The organism is Paenibacillus sp. AD87 (genome assembly GCF_001659845.1).
Lineage (GTDB): Bacteria > Bacillota > Bacilli > Paenibacillales > Paenibacillaceae > Paenibacillus > Paenibacillus marchantiae.
In genome coordinates this window covers 2,788,432-2,807,481 of record NZ_LXQN01000007.1, presented here as the reverse complement: position 1 = coordinate 2,807,481, position 19,050 = coordinate 2,788,432, and the positions used below count along the sequence as shown (strand labels likewise).

Annotated in this window: 18 protein-coding genes and 1 pseudogene; 16 read left to right on the top strand and 3 right to left on the bottom strand. The window is 44.8% G+C overall.

From position 1 onward, the window contains the following. Positions 1-38 precede the first annotated feature (38 nt). A complete protein-coding gene (locus gpAD87_RS12220; RefSeq protein WP_064638646.1) occupies positions 39-938 on the top strand; it encodes a TetR/AcrR family transcriptional regulator in 900 nt (299 codons plus the stop codon). Positions 939-1,101: 163 nt separating this feature from the next. On the opposite strand, the gene gpAD87_RS12215 is transcribed toward gpAD87_RS12220, so the two are convergent. After that, positions 1,102-2,541 carry a DHA2 family efflux MFS transporter permease subunit gene (locus gpAD87_RS12215; protein WP_064640880.1) on the bottom strand — a complete coding sequence of 480 codons (1,440 nt, stop codon included), beginning with the start codon at positions 2,539-2,541 and terminating at the stop codon, positions 1,102-1,104. A gap of 281 nt (positions 2,542-2,822) precedes the next feature. Between gpAD87_RS12215 and gpAD87_RS12210 the strand changes: the two genes are divergently transcribed. After that, the gene (locus gpAD87_RS12210; RefSeq protein WP_064638644.1) at positions 2,823-3,428 is read left to right on the top strand and encodes a TetR/AcrR family transcriptional regulator; all 606 of its coding nucleotides are present in this window, start codon (positions 2,823-2,825) and stop codon (positions 3,426-3,428) included. Between the two features lie 69 nt (positions 3,429-3,497). On the opposite strand, the gene gpAD87_RS12205 is transcribed toward gpAD87_RS12210, so the two are convergent. Further along, complete coding sequence (locus gpAD87_RS12205) at positions 3,498-4,157, bottom strand: hypothetical protein (RefSeq protein ID WP_063565185.1); 660 nt, start codon at positions 4,155-4,157, stop codon at positions 3,498-3,500. A gap of 450 nt (positions 4,158-4,607) precedes the next feature. Between gpAD87_RS12205 and gpAD87_RS12200 the strand changes: the two genes are divergently transcribed. After that, positions 4,608-5,840 carry a cytochrome P450 gene (locus gpAD87_RS12200; RefSeq protein ID WP_064638642.1) on the top strand — a complete coding sequence of 411 codons (1,233 nt, stop codon included), beginning with the start codon at positions 4,608-4,610 and terminating at the stop codon, positions 5,838-5,840. 226 nt (positions 5,841-6,066) lie between these two features. On the opposite strand, the gene gpAD87_RS12195 is transcribed toward gpAD87_RS12200, so the two are convergent. Next, positions 6,067-6,342 (bottom strand): hypothetical protein, encoded by a 276-nt coding sequence (locus gpAD87_RS12195; protein ID WP_063565183.1) that lies wholly within the window; start codon positions 6,340-6,342, stop codon positions 6,067-6,069. 188 nt (positions 6,343-6,530) lie between these two features. On the opposite strand from gpAD87_RS12195, the gene gpAD87_RS12190 reads away from it, so the two are divergent. The 13 genes and pseudogenes from gpAD87_RS12190 to gpAD87_RS12135 all read left to right on the top strand — a co-directional run bounded on the left by gpAD87_RS12190 (position 6,531) and on the right by gpAD87_RS12135 (position 18,865). After that, positions 6,531-7,490 carry an ArsR/SmtB family transcription factor gene (locus gpAD87_RS12190; RefSeq protein ID WP_064638641.1) on the top strand — a complete coding sequence of 320 codons (960 nt, stop codon included), beginning with the start codon at positions 6,531-6,533 and terminating at the stop codon, positions 7,488-7,490. Next, complete coding sequence (locus gpAD87_RS12185) at positions 7,480-7,971, top strand: helix-turn-helix transcriptional regulator (RefSeq protein ID WP_064638639.1); 492 nt, start codon at positions 7,480-7,482, stop codon at positions 7,969-7,971. The genes gpAD87_RS12190 and gpAD87_RS12185 overlap by 11 nt, the downstream gene beginning before the upstream one ends. A 163-nt stretch (positions 7,972-8,134) precedes the next feature. Beyond that, entirely contained in the window at positions 8,135-8,335 is a 201-nt protein-coding gene (locus tag gpAD87_RS32565) for a hypothetical protein (protein ID WP_064638638.1), read from the top strand. A 317-nt stretch (positions 8,336-8,652) separates the two neighbouring features. Further along, positions 8,653-8,757 (top strand): annotated as a pseudogene (locus gpAD87_RS32560) (carbohydrate ABC transporter permease); the annotation flags it as partial. A 16-nt stretch (positions 8,758-8,773) separates the two neighbouring features. After that, positions 8,774-10,528, top strand: coding sequence for a glycoside hydrolase family 2 protein (locus gpAD87_RS12175; protein WP_064638636.1), 1,755 nt, complete (start codon positions 8,774-8,776; stop codon positions 10,526-10,528). A 56-nt stretch (positions 10,529-10,584) separates the two neighbouring features. After that, a complete protein-coding gene (locus gpAD87_RS12170; RefSeq protein WP_064638634.1) occupies positions 10,585-11,985 on the top strand; it encodes a family 43 glycosylhydrolase in 1,401 nt (466 codons plus the stop codon). 151 nt (positions 11,986-12,136) lie between these two features. Then, on the top strand, positions 12,137-13,168 hold the full coding sequence (locus gpAD87_RS12165) for an ATP-binding cassette domain-containing protein (protein ID WP_064638632.1): 1,032 nt from the start codon (positions 12,137-12,139) through the stop codon (positions 13,166-13,168). Beyond that, positions 13,165-13,980, top strand: a complete 816-nt coding sequence (locus gpAD87_RS12160) for an ABC transporter permease (protein WP_064638631.1) — start codon at positions 13,165-13,167, stop codon at positions 13,978-13,980. Before gpAD87_RS12165 ends, gpAD87_RS12160 begins: the two co-directional genes overlap by 4 nt. 132 nt (positions 13,981-14,112) lie before the next feature. After that, on the top strand, positions 14,113-14,787 hold the full coding sequence (locus gpAD87_RS12155) for a response regulator transcription factor (RefSeq protein WP_099854353.1): 675 nt from the start codon (positions 14,113-14,115) through the stop codon (positions 14,785-14,787). Then, the gene (locus gpAD87_RS12150) at positions 14,784-15,857 is read left to right on the top strand and encodes a sensor histidine kinase (protein ID WP_064638627.1); all 1,074 of its coding nucleotides are present in this window, start codon (positions 14,784-14,786) and stop codon (positions 15,855-15,857) included. Before gpAD87_RS12155 ends, gpAD87_RS12150 begins: the two co-directional genes overlap by 4 nt. 134 nt (positions 15,858-15,991) lie before the next feature. Beyond that, the gene (locus tag gpAD87_RS12145) at positions 15,992-16,744 is read left to right on the top strand and encodes a hypothetical protein (RefSeq protein WP_231952524.1); all 753 of its coding nucleotides are present in this window, start codon (positions 15,992-15,994) and stop codon (positions 16,742-16,744) included. 82 nt (positions 16,745-16,826) lie between these two features. Further along, positions 16,827-17,501 carry a response regulator transcription factor gene (locus tag gpAD87_RS12140; RefSeq protein WP_064638626.1) on the top strand — a complete coding sequence of 225 codons (675 nt, stop codon included), beginning with the start codon at positions 16,827-16,829 and terminating at the stop codon, positions 17,499-17,501. Further along, positions 17,498-18,865, top strand: coding sequence for a sensor histidine kinase (locus gpAD87_RS12135; RefSeq protein WP_064638624.1), 1,368 nt, complete (start codon positions 17,498-17,500; stop codon positions 18,863-18,865). Before gpAD87_RS12140 ends, gpAD87_RS12135 begins: the two co-directional genes overlap by 4 nt. The last annotated feature ends 185 nt before the right edge of the window (positions 18,866-19,050 follow it).

Below are 19,050 nucleotides of genomic sequence, written 5' to 3'. Positions count from 1 at the left end.
TCGTAACGTGAACCACCTAAATCATCCAGGGGGAACTTATGAATAAGCGGAAACAAATGTTATTGGACTCAGCGCTTGTACTCTTTGGGAAACATGGAGTGACCAACACCTCCATACAAATGATCCTAGACGAGTCAGGTGTTTCCAAAGGAACATTTTATAAATTCTTTGGCTCGAAGGATGATTGTATTCTTGCCATTCTGGAGCAACGTGTACAGGAAGATATGATGATTCGCAAAGATTTGGAGAGCCAAAGCTATGCTTCCGATTTTGATTTACTGGTCGATCAGATTATGGTGCCGATGATTTTGCCAGAAAAAAAGCTTGTTGTGGAGCTATTCTGGACAGGCTTCTACTCTGGAGAATGCGATCTAGAGAACTTGACTCGTATGCAGTTAAATTGGTTATCTGAACGACTAGTACAGGTATTTGGTAAAGAATTAAAACCTTTTGCTTATGAAGGGGCTATTTTTGGTTTTGGCATGATCCATCAAATCTCGAACATGTGGAGAAACTTCCATCTTGACCAACCGGATTGGAACCATCTTGTGCCCAAAATCCTGAACTACATTGAAATCTTGCTTCGTTCCATGCTGGAAAGACAAGAGCATATTATTGATTTTCCAAGTCTTTTGATGATCGCTCCTGATTCCAAAGAAATTGTGTTGGATAAAAATAACCTGATTGCAGGTCTTCAGAAATTCAGTCATTCCATTCTCCAATCGGAAGTGCCTATTAAAGCGAAAGAACTGACCAAAGGGTTGCTTGTTTTAGTTGAGCAGAAAGAGATCAATATCTCCATGTTGGAAGTAACGCTGCAGGCGTTTCAAACGGAATTTGAATCGTCTTCTCTTCAGAGTGAGGCAAACAGAATTGTCAAAGAATGCAGATCGTATCTCGAACAATTCAGGCAGATCCTCATGGAGGGAACGAGTTGACGCAGCTGTTCTTACTTACGTGTGCAGGCAAATTGTTCATTTATATTATGTAATACTACACAAAAAAGCGGCAGATTGGACGTAAAGCTTATTGTCCTGATCTGCCGCTTTTTATATAAGATACAATAGGCTCTACATGATGTAATTCATGTAAATATTGTTCTTAATTTGTATTCATCGAGACTTTTTGTCTTACAGGCTGCTTGGAGTCTTCCTCCGTCGCTTGTTTGGTACGTTTGATGAAGAAGGAAAGGAGCAATCCGAGAACGGCAATGCCGATAATGACAACATAAGCATCATTAATTCCCTGGATCATGGATTCCATTCCCAACTGCTGCTGGGTTAAGCCTTTGGCTGCACCCGTTGCCACCATATCCTGTACATGTGCCGTTGTGCGACTGGTCATTACACTTACGAGCAATGAAGTACCCACAGCGCCAGCTACCTGTCTGACGGTGTTGGATATTGCTGTACCGTGTGGTCCTAGTCTTGGTGGCAGTTGATTCAAACCTGCTGTTTGGATAGGCATCATAAGCAAGGCCATACCAATTCGGCGACCTGTTGACATCAATACTAGGTAAGTATAGCTAGTAGAATCCGTTAGATCGATGAACCCGATGGTGGTTACAATCGTAATGACCATCCCGATAATCGCCAGCCATTTTGCGCCAAACCGGTCAAACAATCTACCCGTTATCGGCATCAGGAAGCCCATGACAAGCGCCCCTGGAAGCAATAATAATCCGGACTCCAATGCAGTGTAACCCCGTGCATTTTGGAGGTATAAAGGAAGCAACATCATATCAGCATACATGATCATCGTGATCGCGATATTAATGATTGTGGTCAGTGAGAACATATTATACTTGAAAGCCCGCAGATCGAGCAGCGGATTTGCAGACGCGAGTTGTCTCCATGTGAACAGTCCAAGAGCAATGACTCCTGCTGCAATGCATATGATTACTTCTGCGCTTGACCATCCCAGAGTTCCTGCCCGGCTGAAGCCATACAGCAATGCGCCGAATCCAATCGTGGACAGCAACACGCTGAGTGTGTCGAACTTGAGATTGACTCGTTCCGATACATTTTTGAGATATACAAACGCAAAACCAATAACAATAACGGTTAGTGGGATCATCCCGTAAAACATCGTTTGCCATGTGTAGTTCTCAAGAATATATCCAGCAAGGGTTGGCCCAATCGCTGGAGCGAAAATGATGGCAAAGCCGACCATCCCCATCGCGGCGCCCCTTTTCTCAGGAGTGAACAAGGTAAGAATGACATGCATTAACAATGGCATGATAATACCAGCACCGGCTGCTTGAACCATACGTCCTGTCAACAGTGTACCAAAATTACTCGCAAGGGCAGATATAATCGTACCGATGAGGAAAATAAACATCGAAGCTTGAAATAATTGCCGTGTCGAAAAGCGTTGCATGAAATAGGCCGTGATGGGAATGAGTACACCATTCACCAGCATGTAGCCTGTCGTAAACCATTGGGCTGTTGCTGCTGAGATATTAAAATCCCCCATCAGCTCCGGAGTTGCCACGCTCATAACGGTTTGGTTCAATGTGGCAAGAAATGCACCCAAAATCATAACAAACAGTATGGGGCCCTTTTTTACGTCATCTCTTTCTTTTAATCTAGCCTGACTCAATCCATTCCATCCTTTCAATCCACACGTGACTAAATTTACAACGTGTTGTATAGTTTACATTGTATTTATTGAATTATATACATATTCCCGTAGATTACAATTTACGATTTTGGGTATTTTCGTTGCTTATTTTACGAAATAATAAAATATGTCGTCTAATTCGGAAATAAACGACTGATCATTTAAAATTGTAATTTTTAAAATTTGAGGAGTGATATTGCATGAAAAATGAAAAGAAGTCTGCTACAGATCCTCGTATACTTCGTACAAGACAGTTGATTCGTGATGCTTTTGTAGATCTGTTGCAGGAAATGGACATCGAGAAACTATCCGTCAATCGAATTGCAGAACGTGCGACGATCAACCGCGTGACTTTCTATCTGCATTATCGTGACATCACAGACATGATGGAGAAAATGGCGGACGAGATGATCGAGCACATTGAACGAATTGTGGACGAATATGCTCCTCAATTTGAAGATGCTGCCAAAGACGATGGTTGGCCAGTGCTTGTGAAATTGCTTGAACACTTTGCTGATCATTCCAAATTCTATCGCGTCGTTCTCGCTTCCAGACGAACCCCCATTTTTACGGAGAGGCTCATGAAATTACTAACGACACTCGTTTCGGCCAAGATCGAAAGCTTGGAGCTGGGAAGCTCTCTTTCACAAGCGGGTATTCATAAGGAGATCGCAATCTGGTACAGTTCCTCAGCTCTGATTGGTACCATTGTATCCTGGCTTCGTAATGACATGCCCTATGCACCACATTTCCTTGCCAAACAGTTCTCTTTAATTCGTGCTTATTCTTACAATGACTTGATATAACAAAAAAAACATCCAGCTATAGTTAGACTCAACTATACGCAGATGTCTTTTCAACAGATTATAAATGGGCTAATCTCCTGTCGGAGTTCGTAAAATCATATACAGCCCGATGAGTGCTGCCAGAGCACCAAAAATGATGCCGGACAGTCCATTGTAAAAGGTAGGATCTCCTTTGTATGAAAATGACATGATCGCAGTTTGTGTTAATGAAAGTGAGATCAATGATGAAGAGAAGTTCGTCAGTTTGATGGCTTCAATGACCGGTTCATTATTCCGTCTCGCCATAATGGCGCCCCCAAGAGATACTGCGATTTCGGTAAAAGTAACGGCAGCAATGATGAAGGCGGCATAGTGAGGATAATGCGTTCTGCTGCCTGTAACAAATAATAACTTACTGCAATAAATGATGTACACCGCACTTGAAGCGAGCACAATATTGCCTATAAATCGGTATGCCGCGTATTGTTTTTTTAGGATTTCCTCCGGGCTGGAATCATCAAGATTCGAGTCCTCATGTGCTTTTGCTGCGTAATACTTGGCAACAGCGATGCCAATATTATAAAAGGCGTTAATGCATAAAAAGAAGGAGAGCGTAAAGATTCCTAAAAGTATTTTCCCAACTGCGATAAGGGCATTAAGTGGAATAGATAATTTTGCAAAGTAGATAATGCGATTATTTTTAACTTTAAAGACAGATTCTCCTCTATTCACTGGACGTATCCAATTCACTGTATCCCTCCCGAACGAAACCTCGATGTGCAAAAAATGAGTCTAGTGTTCAAGCATACCATAGTAAACCATATGGTCCACGTATGAGGTTTAGACATGTTCATCCCTACCTATCTGTAATCCCAGATTAATGATGTTTTCATTTCTTGAGCTTGTTTATTTTGCCCAAAAGTACATAACCCTTAAGAACTTAATTCTCGTCATTAAATATACGAACGGTATAAAAATATGCCTTGAATTTTCCATAAAATGAATATAGTTCGAAAGTTTCATTCCAAATAATATACGATTAGTATAAAATTGGTTGTGCGCTGAACTGTCAATTCATGTGCAACAAAGGAGGAATCAAAGGGAGCCGAAGAACTGAAGTGGCGCTGGGGATGATTATCAGAGGCATGGAAGAAATCCCTCTTTCCTTTGGATAAAATAGTTCGAGAGGCGGTGTACTGGATGTACAAAGAAGTGATTCGTGTTCACGATATTACCAATTTCCAGTCCAGATCGGAAGAGTTTTTTCCTCTTCACTGGTTTCGGAAAATGTTGTCAGAAAAACCTGTCTACTATCATGAGGATACAGACACATGGAATGTGTTCAGATATGACGATGTCAAGCAGGTACTAAGTAATCATGAATATTTTTCATCCGAAGGCTCAAGAACTACCATTTCAGTCGGAGCTAAAAACAAGGAAGGCACACCGCCGGACAAAATGAATATTTCGAGCATAGATCCTCCACGTCATCAAAAAAGCCGTTCGTTGCTCTCAGCTGCTTTTACACCCCGCAGTCTGAAAAACTGGGAGCCACGGATTCGGAACATTGCGAAGCAACTGGTGGAGGATATCGAGCTGAATACAACAATCGACATTGTGCAAGCACTGGCAGCACCATTGCCTTCCATGGTTATGTCTGATTTGTTGGGCATACCGCTGACGGACAGCCACCGCTTCAAAAGTTGGGTAGATATTCTGTTTCAACCCGCCAATAGAGAAAATGCAGAGGCAATGGAAAAGAAAAAGCAGGTCGCAGCGCAGGAGTATTACCAATTCCTGTACCCTATTGTCGTTCAGAAACGGACTCAGCCTGGCGATGATATCATTACAGATCTGTTGAAAGTGGATGTAGACGGCGAGAAGTTTTCCGATGATGAGATTGTTCGAACCACAATGCTTTTGCTCGGGGCCGGTATCGAAACAACCAGTCACATGGTATCTAATACATTTTATTCTTTTCTCTATGATGACCCCAACCTGTATGTGCAATTACGAGAGAACCCTGAGCTGATCCCACTTGCTGTGGAAGAGATGCTTCGTTATCGCTTCCATAACGCCAAGCGACACCGGACCGTTAAGAAGGATAATAATCTGTTGGGTGTAGAATTGAAAAAAGGGGATGTCGTCATTTCCTGGATGAGTGCGGCGAATATGGATGAAACTATATTTGAAAATCCGTTCGACTTGAACATTCACCGTCCCAATAACAAAAAACACCTTACCTTTGGAAATGGTCCACATTTCTGTCTGGGTGCTCCGCTGGCGAGAATGGAGTTGATTGTTGCTTTGACAGCATTCGTAGAAAGGGTACCTTTCATCGAATCGGTTGAATCATTTGATTTGGAAAACAACCTTACCGTCTCGGCTCCAGGTCAGTCGCTGACGTACTTGCCTATGAAGGTTGTGCATTAGGATATAGATAAAATCATACAGTCAAAATAACAAAAGCCGTAGATTGGATGTTTAACAACATCTGATCAACGGCTTTTATAACGTTCAAGGCCTTTTTCTGTCAGGAAAGAATGGAAAAATAAAACAAGACTGATCAGAACGATGTAGTCGACTCTTACGGTGAGTGAGTAAGCCTTTGATTTAAAAGAGGGGAAGGGTCATCTCACACATAAGACAAATGAGAAGATCACATTAGAGGAGGTTGCGATGAAGACTCGAAGTGGTCTTCTTTGTGCATCATGTCTCTGTTTCCGTTGGGAACGGAGAACTGCTGAGCTAGAAGCTGCTGTTCCTTGATGAGCAGATCGACTTTATGGTGCAAATGGTCCAATTGTTTGTTGTAATGTTTGTAGGTGTAGAATCCGATTACAGCCTTAATCGCGAAGAAAATAACAGCTGCCGTAATAATCAATATATAGTTAGAAGCAATATGCCTGATCCAGCTATTGAGTTCACTTATCACGTATAACTCTTCCTTTCACAAGAAATGCAGATTACTTCTATTCATTGCCTTCGTTATAGGAAAGATTACGTGGAAAATGTTCTCAGATGAATTCTCCCTAAAGCAGGATGGAGCATAGCAACATTGTGTTTATTCCTGTTATTCAGTAGAATTATTTTAATTAATATTTTCCAAAGGAGAGCAAATACGTGCTGGAACTCAGCTTTAACGACCCGGAAAAACTGGTAACTGTAACCCACGCCTTGTCGACTCGTTCCCGGATTGACATTCTCCAGCTTCTTAATGCCAACAAATTAAACATTATTGAAATTGCCGAAGCACTTAACCTGCCCGTGTCAACGGTTGCCAACCATATTAAAGTGCTGGAGGCAGCCCATTTAATACATACGGAGATGCTCCCAGCCTCTCGTGGGGCCATGAAGGTTTGCAGCCGCAATTATGATGATATTCATATCGCCCTGGGTCGAGTGACTTCCTTTCCCACACGGGATACGAATGTTTATGAAGTACAGATGCCGATAGGGCATTACAGCGACTGTGAAGTTGAGCCAACATGCGGCATGGCGAGCACGGAGGAGATGATTCTGAAGGAAGACGACCCGGCAAGCTTCTATCATCCTAAGCATATTGATGCTCAGATTATTTGGCTGGCAAAAGGTTATCTGGAATATTTGCTTCCAATGGATATTCCGCAAGGTGCAACGATTGAATCTTTGGAATTGTCCATGGAAATCTGTTCTGAAGTAGCAACTTATAACAATGATTGGCCCTCGGATATTTCCATTTGGGTGAATGGCACTGAGATCGGGATGTGGACTAGTCCCGGAGATTTGGGCGACCGCCGAGGTAAACTGAATCCGGCATGGTGGTCTGATGGTTCCACACAATACGGCATTCTCAAAAAATGGCGTGTGGACGACAACATGACCATGCTGGACAAGGAGAAAATTTCGGATGTGTCCCTGTCAGATCTTCATCTTGAGGATAAACACAAGTTAAGATTACGCATTGGAATTCATCCGGATGCTAGGCATCAGGGAGGCATGAACCTGTTTGGCAATGAGTTCGGAGATCATGAACAGAACATTATTATGCAGGTAAGGTATACGATGAATGCGGGTGATCAGGATGCGAGATATGCCAAATAACGGTACCTCATGTATCGTGAGTATCGAGCGTTTTAAACCGAACTTGTTTCATCTGGAGCAGGGTGAAGGTTTATTCAAATCCCATTCACATGCTGCACTGCTACTGTTCCAGCGGAATTGCTCATTCGAAGCTCCTCATGCTGTGAACGATCCAACGGTTCAAGGCATCATTCAGGAAATCCTGAAAGAGATCCATTCGTCTTACTACACGCCGATTACGGTTAGTGAATTGGCCTCTCGACATTTCCTGTCAGAAAGCAATCTGCGAAAGAAATTCACGGAATCGGTGGGGTTTTCTCCGAAGCAATACATTATCAATATTCGTCTAATGGAAGCCAAACGGATGTTACAACAAACCAACAAGGCAGTCGAAATGATATCTTCGGAAGTAGGGTTTACTTCGTCCAGCCGATTTTATGATTATTTTGTCAGATCTGTCGGGGTTACCCCACTGGAATGGCGGATGCAAAGCATTCAGTAAAGCTTCAACAGGAAAAACCGTCTCCAGGACGTTTTTTTTCGACCGACGAAATCGCTTGAAGGTTGTCTTTTTTTACAACCAAATTAAAGCGTTTTCACAATTGTCCGCAAACCAATCCTGCCAGATAATAGAAAATAGCACGAGATGAAGGGAGAGAATAGAGATGACAACCAGTACATTTTGTAATCCGGTGGCATTGCAATCCGCAGACCCTTGGGTCTACAGGCACTCCGATGGTCATTATTATTTTATGCGTTTACGGGCAACGCGCATTCAAAAATTTGGATGGAAAAGGGATGGAACACCTGATTTTGGTGTGCCTTTCAGCGATGATCATGCGCTTCAAGTTCCATCGGGAGAGTAAAACAGAAGACTCGAGAATAGAGGCTGGGTATGCGTATAGTTACAACTATTTTGTAATTAATGGCGAAGTAGATAAATGATTTGGTGAAAACGAATGCTTTCATTAGACGAAGAAAGTAATAATCATTTCGGCTTTGAACTGGGTTTTTCCGCATTGGAACAATGTTTTAATGGTGTGATTCGGTGAATAATTAACTTTCCCATGCTGTTTGAAGGAAATCTAAGCAATAATACCAGACGAATTTCATTACAAGAAAACAGATTGAAAACGTTGACATCTAATTATTGTGTAATTATACTTTGATTTAAATACAGAACAAATATTGCCCCATTGTTGTGTCCACCGTTCCAATACTGATGGTATACCCTTTCCTGCAAAAGAACTTTGTAAAAGGAGTATATACCGGTTCAATCAAAGGCTAATAGGAGTGATTTTCGTATGAATAAAGACAAGATGACATTAACACCACGCCCGGAATACCCTCGCCCTCAGTGGGTGCGTAACCATTGGATCAATCTGAACGGAACTTGGCAGTTCGAAATGGATCATGGCAAAAGTGGAAAAGAACGAGGTTATGAACAGTCCGAACATCATCTCTCTGGGACAATCACTGTTCCGTTCTGTCCAGAGAGTAAACTGTCCGGGGTGGCCTATACCGATTTTATGGCAGCAGTATGGTACAAACGGGAATTCTCTATCCCGGATGCCTGGATGAATGGGCGCATTTTGCTTCATTTTGGCGCTGTTGATTACGAAGCCGAGATCTGGGTCAATGGAAAAGCGGTTGGCAAACATCGGGGAGGCTATTCGCCATTCCATTTTGATATCACATCCCATGTTTCGTCGGGAACGAATGTAGTCACGGTTTATGCGGAAGACGATGTGCGTTCTGGACTTCAGCCGCGAGGCAAGCAGAGCGAACGATTCCACTCACATGGCTGCGATTACACGCGGACGACCGGCATTTGGCAAACGGTGTGGCTGGAGCAAGTGCCAGAGGTGTATCTCTCCGACATGAAAGTCGCGGCTGATCCGGATAATGCATGTGTGCACCTTGAAGTGAAAATATGCGGTAACGCTGCTGGAGGAGAGCTGGCTGCAACTGCCCACTTTGACGGCAAGAATGTTGGATCGACAACGGCGGTTGTTCATGGACCTGCTGTGAAGCTTACCGTCCCATTATCCGAAATCCATTTATGGGAGCCGGGGAATGCCAAATTGTATGATCTGGAGTTGAAGCTGCATGGGCAGGATCAGACCATCGATACGGTAGACTCGTATTTCGGACTGCGGACGGTAAGGCTGGATGGCATGGCATTTCGTATCAATGAGAAGTCCGTTTTTCAGCGGCTTGTACTAGATCAGGGCTTTTACCCGGATGGCATCTACACGGCACCTAGCGACGAAGATCTGCGCAAGGACATCGAGATCTCCATGGGGCTTGGCTTTAATGGAGCGAGATTGCACGAAAAGATGTTTGAGCCACGTTTCCTATATTGGGCTGACCAGCTTGGTTACCTGGTATGGGGAGAACATGCCAACTGGGGACAGGATATTACAACGACCGAAAGCCTTGCCCGGTTCCTACCGGAATGGATGGAAGGTATGGAACGTGACTTTAATCATCCCTCGCTTATCGGCTGGTGTCCGTTCAACGAAACGTGGGATCGTGATGGAACCCGGCAGGATAACGACGTGCTGCGCATTGTCTATGAGATGACTAAACGTATGGACCCGACACGTCCTGTCATTGATACCAGCGGTAACTTTCATGTGGTGACGGATATCTTCGATTTGCATGACTATGATCAGAACCCGGATACGTTCCGGGCCAGATATGAACCGATGAAAAGCGGTGGGGAAGTATTTAATACCTTTCCAGAGCGGCAGACGTATGAAGGGCAGCCATATTTTATCAGTGAGTATGGCGGTATCTGGTGGAATCCGGATCAGCAAGATGAGAAAGCTTGGGGTTACGGGGACAGACCACAATCCGAAGAAGCTTTCATTGCACGTTATGAGGGACTAACCAATGTCCTGCTGGACCATCCGAAGATGTTCGGGTTTTGTTATACCCAGCTATATGATGTGGAACAGGAAGTGAATGGACTGTACACGTATGACCGCCGTCCGAAATTCGACCCGGAAACGATTCGTCGCATTAATTCCCGCAAGGCTACCATCGAAGATTGAACGTTGCAGGTCAGGTACGCGCATGATTCATAATCCTATAGGGAGCGTGACTGTAGATGAAAATAATGAATTACAGGAACAAATTGTTGCTGGCCTTATGTGCATTTCTTATTTTCCCGATGGGACAGACGACGCATGCAGCGACCGTTCAGAATAATTTCTATAATGTCGTAATGCAGGATGGAGCTGATCCATGGGTCTACAAGCACACTGACGGATTCTATTATTTCACCAAAACAACAGGTGGTAACGTTACCATCTGGAAGTCAGCTCAATTAACAACCATTGATGCGGCTCCAACCACTGTGGTGAATACCGGCTGCTGCGGCATCTGGGCTCCAGAGCTTCATTACATCAACGGTGCGTGGTACATCTATTATGCGAAGGATGATGGAGACAACGTCAATCACCGTATGTATGTCATGGAAAATACGTCAGCTGACCCCACACAGGGAACCTGGCAATACAAAGGGCAGATTACGGATCCCACCAACAAGTGGGCTATCGACGGGACGGTATTACAGGTAAACGGACAGCTCTACTTTATCTGGTCGGGCTGGGAAGCAGATACGAATGTAAGGCAGAATCTGTACATTGCCCATATGAGTAATCCCTGGACGATCGATTCAAATCGCGTGGAAATTGCACGACCAACCTACGCCTGGGAAACCAATCATTCCCCGAATGTAAATGAGGGACCGCAGGTGATCGTTCGAAACGGAGTTATCAGTCTAGTCTACTCGGCAAGTGGTAGTTGGACCAACGACTATTGTCTGGGGCTTATTACCGCTAACGCCTCAAGCAACTTGCTGAATCCGGCATCCTGGAGCAAGCGCAGTCAGCCTATCTTCAAATCGGGGAACGGCTTGTATGGTCCGGGTCATCATTCTTTTACGAAATCGCCTGACGGGACTGAGGACTGGATCATGTACCACACAGCGAAATCCAATAATTCCGGATGGAATCGTGAGATTCGCTTACAGAAGTTTACCTGGAATGCCGACAATACCCCGGACTTGGGTACACCGGTGAATCCCAACGCACCTATTGCTCTACCTTCGGGAGAAAAGTCAATCGTTCGATATGAAGGAGAAGAGGGAACCTTTGGTGGGATCGCTTATGCTTCCCAGAGTCCTTCTGGTTCAGGTGGCATGAAAGCTGGTCATATCGATACGGCGGATAGCTATGTAGAATTTAACGTCAATGCAGCAACTGCCGGCACATATATTCTCCTGGCGAGGACAGCGAATGGCACAGCAGGCAGCAACTGGTCCAACCTGCTGCTGAGTGTGAATGGAGGCACAGGCAGTCCTTTCTACATTACGAACAAGGGATGGGAGAACTGGGGACTGTCTACAGCGAGAGTTCAGCTAAAGGCTGGTGTGAACAAAATTCGTTTCTCCAAAGGTGAAGGATATGGAGAACTGGACTTCTTTGATATCAAACCTGCAAATTAGAGTATTATAATACGATCCGAACCCTGCCGGTGTCCATTTGGACCTTGGCGGGGTTTTGTGATTTGAAATTGAAAACTTTCCGATTCCATTCATATTCAGTTCATAAAAGTACGATATTCTTCCCCTATAAACGATAGGGGAGGAACCACAATTGAATAATACACAGCAAAGAACAACAGGTAATGAACTTGGAGATTGGGCCATTGAAGCAGAGGGGCTTGTAAAAATCTTTGGAGATAAGCGTGCAGTGGATGGTGTGAATCTGAACGTGAAGGCAGGCACGATCTACGGCGTACTGGGACCGAATGGAGCAGGGAAAACAACAACCATTCGGATGTTGGGCACGCTGCTTCGGCCCGATGGAGGATCAGCCAAAATATTTGGGCATGATGTGGTGAAGGAGTCACATATCGTACGCCAGCTGATTGGACTTACAGGACAATACGCATCGGTTGACGAGTCACTTAGTGCCAACGAAAATTTGATGATATTTTCACGGCTGCTGGGTCTTGGCCGCGCAGAAGCGAAACGCAAAACAGCCGATTTGCTCGAAGAGTTCGGCTTGACGGAGGCGGCGAAACGTCCAATCAAAGGGTTCTCCGGAGGCATGCGCCGCCGTCTCGATCTCGCAGCAAGCCTTATTGCTCAGCCGCCGCTGATCTTTTTGGACGAACCGACAACTGGACTTGACCCACGGACACGTGCACAGATGTGGAATACGATTCGCCAGTTGGTCAAGACTGGTTCAACCGTGCTTCTTACAACACAATATCTTGATGAAGCTGATCAACTGGCCGACCGTGTTGCCGTAATTGATCAGGGTCATGTTGTGGCCGAAGGTACGGTGGATGATTTGAAAGCCTCCGTTGGCACTGCATCACTTCAACTGCGCATCCAGGAACCGACACGGATTGAACACGCCCGTCAGATTGTGGAGCAGATCCTTCGAACAGAATCCAGCGTATCAGCGGAAGCAGGGAAGATTACTGCACCGATGGCGAATGCGAATATTGCAGCAGATCTACTGATTGCCTTTCGTTCCGCAGGCATTGATCTGGCAGAGATGAGTGTCCAGAAACCTACACTTGATGAAGTATTTCTCACCATTACGGGCCAAGATGCGAGTGGCAATGCGTCTCATACGTCTCAAGAATCAAAAGCAGTGGAGGAGTTGCAAGTATGAACAGTACAATAGCGAAACAAAACCCAAGCCGTAAGCTCAGAAAATACACAAGCTTTGGGCAAACCGTCCGGAATTCCTTAACGATGGCTTATCGCGGGATCTTGAAGGTTAGACGAACACCAGAGCAATTATTCGATGTTACACTACAGCCGATCATTTTCACATTGATGTTTACGTACATTTTTGGTGGTGCGATCTCGGGAAATATTCAAGCTTATTTGTTGGTCATTATTCCGGGTATACTTGTGCAGACGGTAATTACAAGCTCCGTCGTTACTGGTGTGCAATTGCGTGAGGATATGGATAAAGGGGTATTCGACCGATTCAAATCATTGCCTATAGCACGTATTGCGCCACTGGCCGGAGCATTGCTGGCAGACACGATACGCTATACCATTGCAACGTTCCTTACCTTTACGATTGGATATTTATTGGGATATAGCCCTGCAGGTGGATTGGGTCATGTTGCCTTGGCAGGATTGCTGGTTATTGTGTGCGCTTGGGCCATCAGTTGGATTTTTGCTTTTCTCGGTGTTATTGCACGTACAGCGTCCAGTGTACAAGGGATTTCCATGCTCGTACTGTTTCCGCTCACCTTTGCTTCGAACGCTTTCGTTCCGGTAGATACGATGCCGAATTGGCTTCAGTGGGTAGTTAATGTCAATCCGATATCCCATTTGGTTTCAGCTGTACGGGAATTGGCGAATCAAGGGACAATGGGCACAGATCTGGTGACCAGCCTTGCCGGAGCAGCGGTTATTGTAGCCATTTTTGCACCATTGACAGTGCGGGCATATATGAGCAGAACGTAATTGGAAATCATCGAATTTTGCTAAACAAGTGTAGCATGTCAGGAAAGAGATGTTATGCCTTCATGGTATAAGGTCTTTTTCTTGACAGAATGTGGAGTATAAGGCAAGGTTGAAAAAATGGAGGTGGTCACTTTGACAAGCATATTGGTCGTTGATGACGACCCGCATATCCGAGAGCTGGTAGGACATTTTTTACAGCAGGAGGGTTTGCACGTAATTGAGGCTGTTGACGGTTTGGATGCATTGCGATTACTCGCTGACCATAAGGTAGATCTGGTTGTTCTCGATATTATGATGCCAGGCATGGACGGATGGGAACTATGCCGCCAGTTGCGGCAGCAGACGGATCTGCCGCTCCTGATGTTAACGGCCAAAGGGGAAACCTCGCAGATCATCAAAGGATTTACCCTGGGGACGGATGATTATCTGGTGAAGCCTTTTGATCCGCTGGTGCTGGTTGCACGGGTGAAGGCTTTATTGAAACGATATCGGATTATGACTTCACAAGTGATCCTGCTTGGTGAACTGGTCCTGCGGGGTGATACGTTTGAGTGCAAGAAAGGTGATCAGGATATTGTATTGCCACGTAAGGAATTTGAACTGCTGTTCACCCTTGCGAGTTATCCTGGCAAAACCTTTACCCGTGATCAGTTAATCGAAAAGATCTGGGGGTATGATTACGAAGGGGACGAGAGAACGATTGATGTGCATATCAAGCGACTTCGTGAACGGTTTCCGGAGGAAGAGCATGCTTTCGTCATTCGTACTATGCGAGGTTTGGGCTATCGCCTGGAGGTAAGGCAATGAAGCAGGAGGGTGGATTTCTTCATGTTTCCAGAAACGTCATTCTGGTATCTCTGGCCCTGTTTGCCTGCTGGACAGCAGCTTTCTACCTTACGAGATATGTGTATTCCTTTGTCCCATGGGAACCGCATGAATTGCTTGCTTTTCTGATAAATGCCATGCTGGGGTTCATTTTTTTTGGATTATGCATTACAATGATCGGTCCGCTGGTTAAAGGCAGGCAATATGAATTTTTTAATGAGATGATTCAGGCTTTGAAAAGCATTTCCCGGGGGGATTTTCGCGTGAATCTGGATGCGGAATTTGCCAATAGAAACGGGAGACAGAGAAATCCCCATCCGTTTGTGCAGTTGGTTGAAAGCATCAATGACATGGCGGCAAATCTCAAAGCGATGGAAGATTTGCGTCAGGAATTCATCTCCAATGTATCACATGAGATCGGATCGCCGCTCACGTCAATCAGCGGTTTCGCCAGGGCGCTGAAAAATAAAGATATGGATCAGGAAAAACGGGAAAAGTATCTGACGATCATTGAGACGGAATGTGTTCGTTTGTCCAGACTGAGTGATAATTTAATGAAGCTCGCCGTTCTGGATTCATCCGAGCATGCATCACATAAAACATCTTACCGCTTGGATCGGCAGCTGGTGACTCTGGTTCTGGCCTGCGAACCCCAATGGGATGACAAAAAAATTGATATGAACGTAGAGCTGGAAGAAGTTGAAATCTTTGCTGATGAGGACTTGATGATTCAGTTGTGGATCAACCTTATTCATAATGCAATCAAGTTCACGCCAGAAGGCGGAAAAATTGATGTTTTCCTTACACAAAGTGATGGCAAGGTCAGTGTACGTATTTCTGACAGTGGACCCGGCATCACCAAGCAGGATCAGCTTCGCATATTCGAACGGTTCTACAAAGCAGATCAATCCCGGACACGTGCCTTGGGTGGCAGTGGGCTGGGCCTATCCATCGTGCATAAAATTGTGGAGATGCATGAGGGTACTGTCTCCGTGTTCAGTGAACCAGGAGAAGGTGCGACATTCACTGTACAGCTACCGGTCCATTCATAATAATAAAAAGGGTAATCGATGGACGTTGTCCGTCAATTACCCTTTTTATTTCAATTAATTCGGCTGTTATTGTACAAAATAAGGTATATAAGCGATAATCTGCAGGGTAGCCAATACATAAAGGCCCGTAAGGAGTGAGCAATCTGCTGATATCTCCCACTCAACAACAGAGTCTGATTGACGTGATGAAATCATTCCCGATACAACCCAAGTACTCCAAAGCACAGCTGCTGATTAATGAGCTGAAATTAAGCTCTTCAGGAGAGGTGGAGATGTTCTATTCCCCACATAATGAATATATCAATGCAACCGCAAAAGTCATGCTTGTGGGCATCACACCAGGTTGGCAGCAAATGGAGATTGCTTATAGAACGGCTATCCAAGCTTTGAAAGCACACAAATCATATGAGCAAGCCTGTAAAGAAGCCAAAATAGCGGCAAGAATGGCCGGCTCTATGCGTAGCAATTTGATTCTAATGCTCCAGGAAATAGGCTTGCATGAATATATAAGAGTGCCCCATGTACAAAGGTTATTTGAAGCAGACTGTACATTGTTACATACAACTTCTCTGATTCGATATCCAGTCTTGGTGAATAAGCAAAATTACAATGGACATCAGCCTTCCATTCCTCAAAGTGAATTTTTGTATCAAGCTGTACTTGAGTCATTTCTGCCTGAATTGGAACAGTTAAAGCATCCTCTTATTATTCCATTAGGAAAGTCGGTGGAGGCTGTACTACATCAATTGCTTGATGAACATCGGGTAGATGAAGAGAAGATTTTATGGGGATTTCCTCATCCATCTGGTGCCAATGGCTCTCGTGTGAAACAGTTTCTTCATACCAAGTCGGGGATGCAGAACATTCTGAGGGAATGGCGAGATTAAACTTCTTACTTGCTTTTTACAAATTCAATAATAGTATAATGATTACGACTACATGACATGGAAACAGGAAAAGAGGAAACAAATGCCTACAATACTGGTTGCTGACGATGATCCGAATATTCGTGAACTCGTCTGTTTATTTTTGAGAAATGACGGATTTGAAACGGCTGAAGCTGCGGATGGCAAGGAGGCACTGACCGTTTACGGCTCAACACATGTCGATCTTGTTGTGCTTGATATCATGATGCCTGTCATGGATGGCTGGACGTTATGTAAGGAGCTGCGAAGAGCCAATCCTGATCTTCCGCTGCTCATGCTGACGGCGAGAGGTGAGACCTGGGAAAAGGTGAAGGGATTCGAACTGGGGACCGATGATTATCTAACAAAACCGTTTGATCCGTTGGAGCTCACGGCTCGTGTCCGAGCATTACTCAAACGATACAAAATCGGCTCCACACAGACGATCCATTTCGGCAACGTTATCCTGGATCGACAAACCTACAAGGTGACGAGCGGAACAGAGTCGCTTACGTTGCCGCTGAAGGAGTTCGAATTGCTCTATAAACTCGCTGGAACACCCGGACAAGTCTATACACGTGAGCAATTGATCGATCAAATCTGGGGTATTGATTACGCCGGTGATGATCGAACGATAGACGTACATATTAAACGCCTGCGTGAACGGTTCGCAACAACACCCGATTTTCGGATTGAAACAGTGCGAGGTCTGGGGTACCGGCTTGAGGTTTACGAATGATTAGATCGTTATATATCCGTGTGGTCCTGACATTTCTGGTCTCCGTCATCGCCGGCACGATCATTTCTTTTTTTATGTCCACGATGATATTCGAAGATCAATTGAATGAAAATGCTCAAATTAACATACGTAACTTCGGCCAGGATGTCGTGCAGATTTACAAGACCCTTCCATTGAGTGAAGCAGAATCGTTCGTTAGTGGAATGAAGCTACTGAATTCATATCATATTCGAATTTACGATGCAACGGGTCAGTTCCAGTCGTATGGAAAGCTTAACGGACATAAATCGGCCACGGTGACGAAAGAGCAACTAAAGAAAGTGTTAGATGGAGGCGTAGTCCAGGACAATCCGAACGGTATTGCAACAGTTCTTTTAGGTTTGCCGGTGAAAACGGAAATGGGAGCGAAAGCAATGTTTTTTGAGACGCTCGCTCCACCTTCTTCCTTGTTTGTCGTCCAATGGGCTTCGATCTTTGCAACCTGTTCATTGATTGCAGGAAGTATTATCATTCTGATTGCTTCCATATTTTTGGTTAGACCGATCAAAAAACTGACAAAAGCAACGAAGCGGATCGCTGCTGGAGATTTCAACGTCAAGCTGAATATCAAGCAAACCGGAGAACTGGGCACACTGGCGCGCAGTTTCGAAGAGATGATGCATGATTTGCAGCAGTTGGAGCAGATGCGCAGGGAATTTGTAACGAATGTGTCGCACGAGGTTCAATCTCCGCTGACTTCGATATCCGGTTATGCTCAAGCACTGAAACAAGTAAACCTCTCAGAGCAAGAACGAAGCCGATATCTTGAGATTATTATCGCCGAGGCGAAGCGGATGTCCAAAATGAGTGATAATCTGCTCAAGTTGAGCATGCTTGAATCACAGTCACAGCAACCTCGACTTAGCACACTCAGCCTGGATGAACAGATCAGGCGGGTTATTGTAACTCTCCAGCCGCAATGGTCTGCTCGCAACATTCACTTTGAGCTTGATCTCCAAGCCGTTAAAGTCTTGGCTGATCACGACCAGCTGAATCAGGTATGGACGAATATTCTCAGCAACGGTATCAAATTTTCCGAGGATGGCGGCGTGATTCACGTCAGCACCAAGCAGGATATCAAGAACGTGACTATTCGAATCTCCGACACAGGTATCGGTATCCCTCATGAAGACCAGAAGCGTATATTCGAACGGTTTTTCAAGTCGGATCGATCTCACAGTCGCAAGTATGACGGCAGTGGTATGGGGCTTGCTATCGTTAAACAGATTGTATCGCTTCATCAAGGGGACATTCGAGTAGAAAGTGAACCTGGTCAGGGAACAACCTTTATTGTCACGTTGCCAATCACTCCACCAGTAGAATAGTTAGGCTTACAGGATAAGGTGTAGAATATCCACCCGATTGTCTAAACCATATGTTCAGGCCACGTTTCACATGCAAGCTGCGGCGCATGTGAAACGTGGCCTTTTTTTGTTAGTTCATACTTCGTTCATATTGTCGTCATGATGAGGACATCTTGGTTGGTTAGGCTTGTATTAACGGCTTGTTG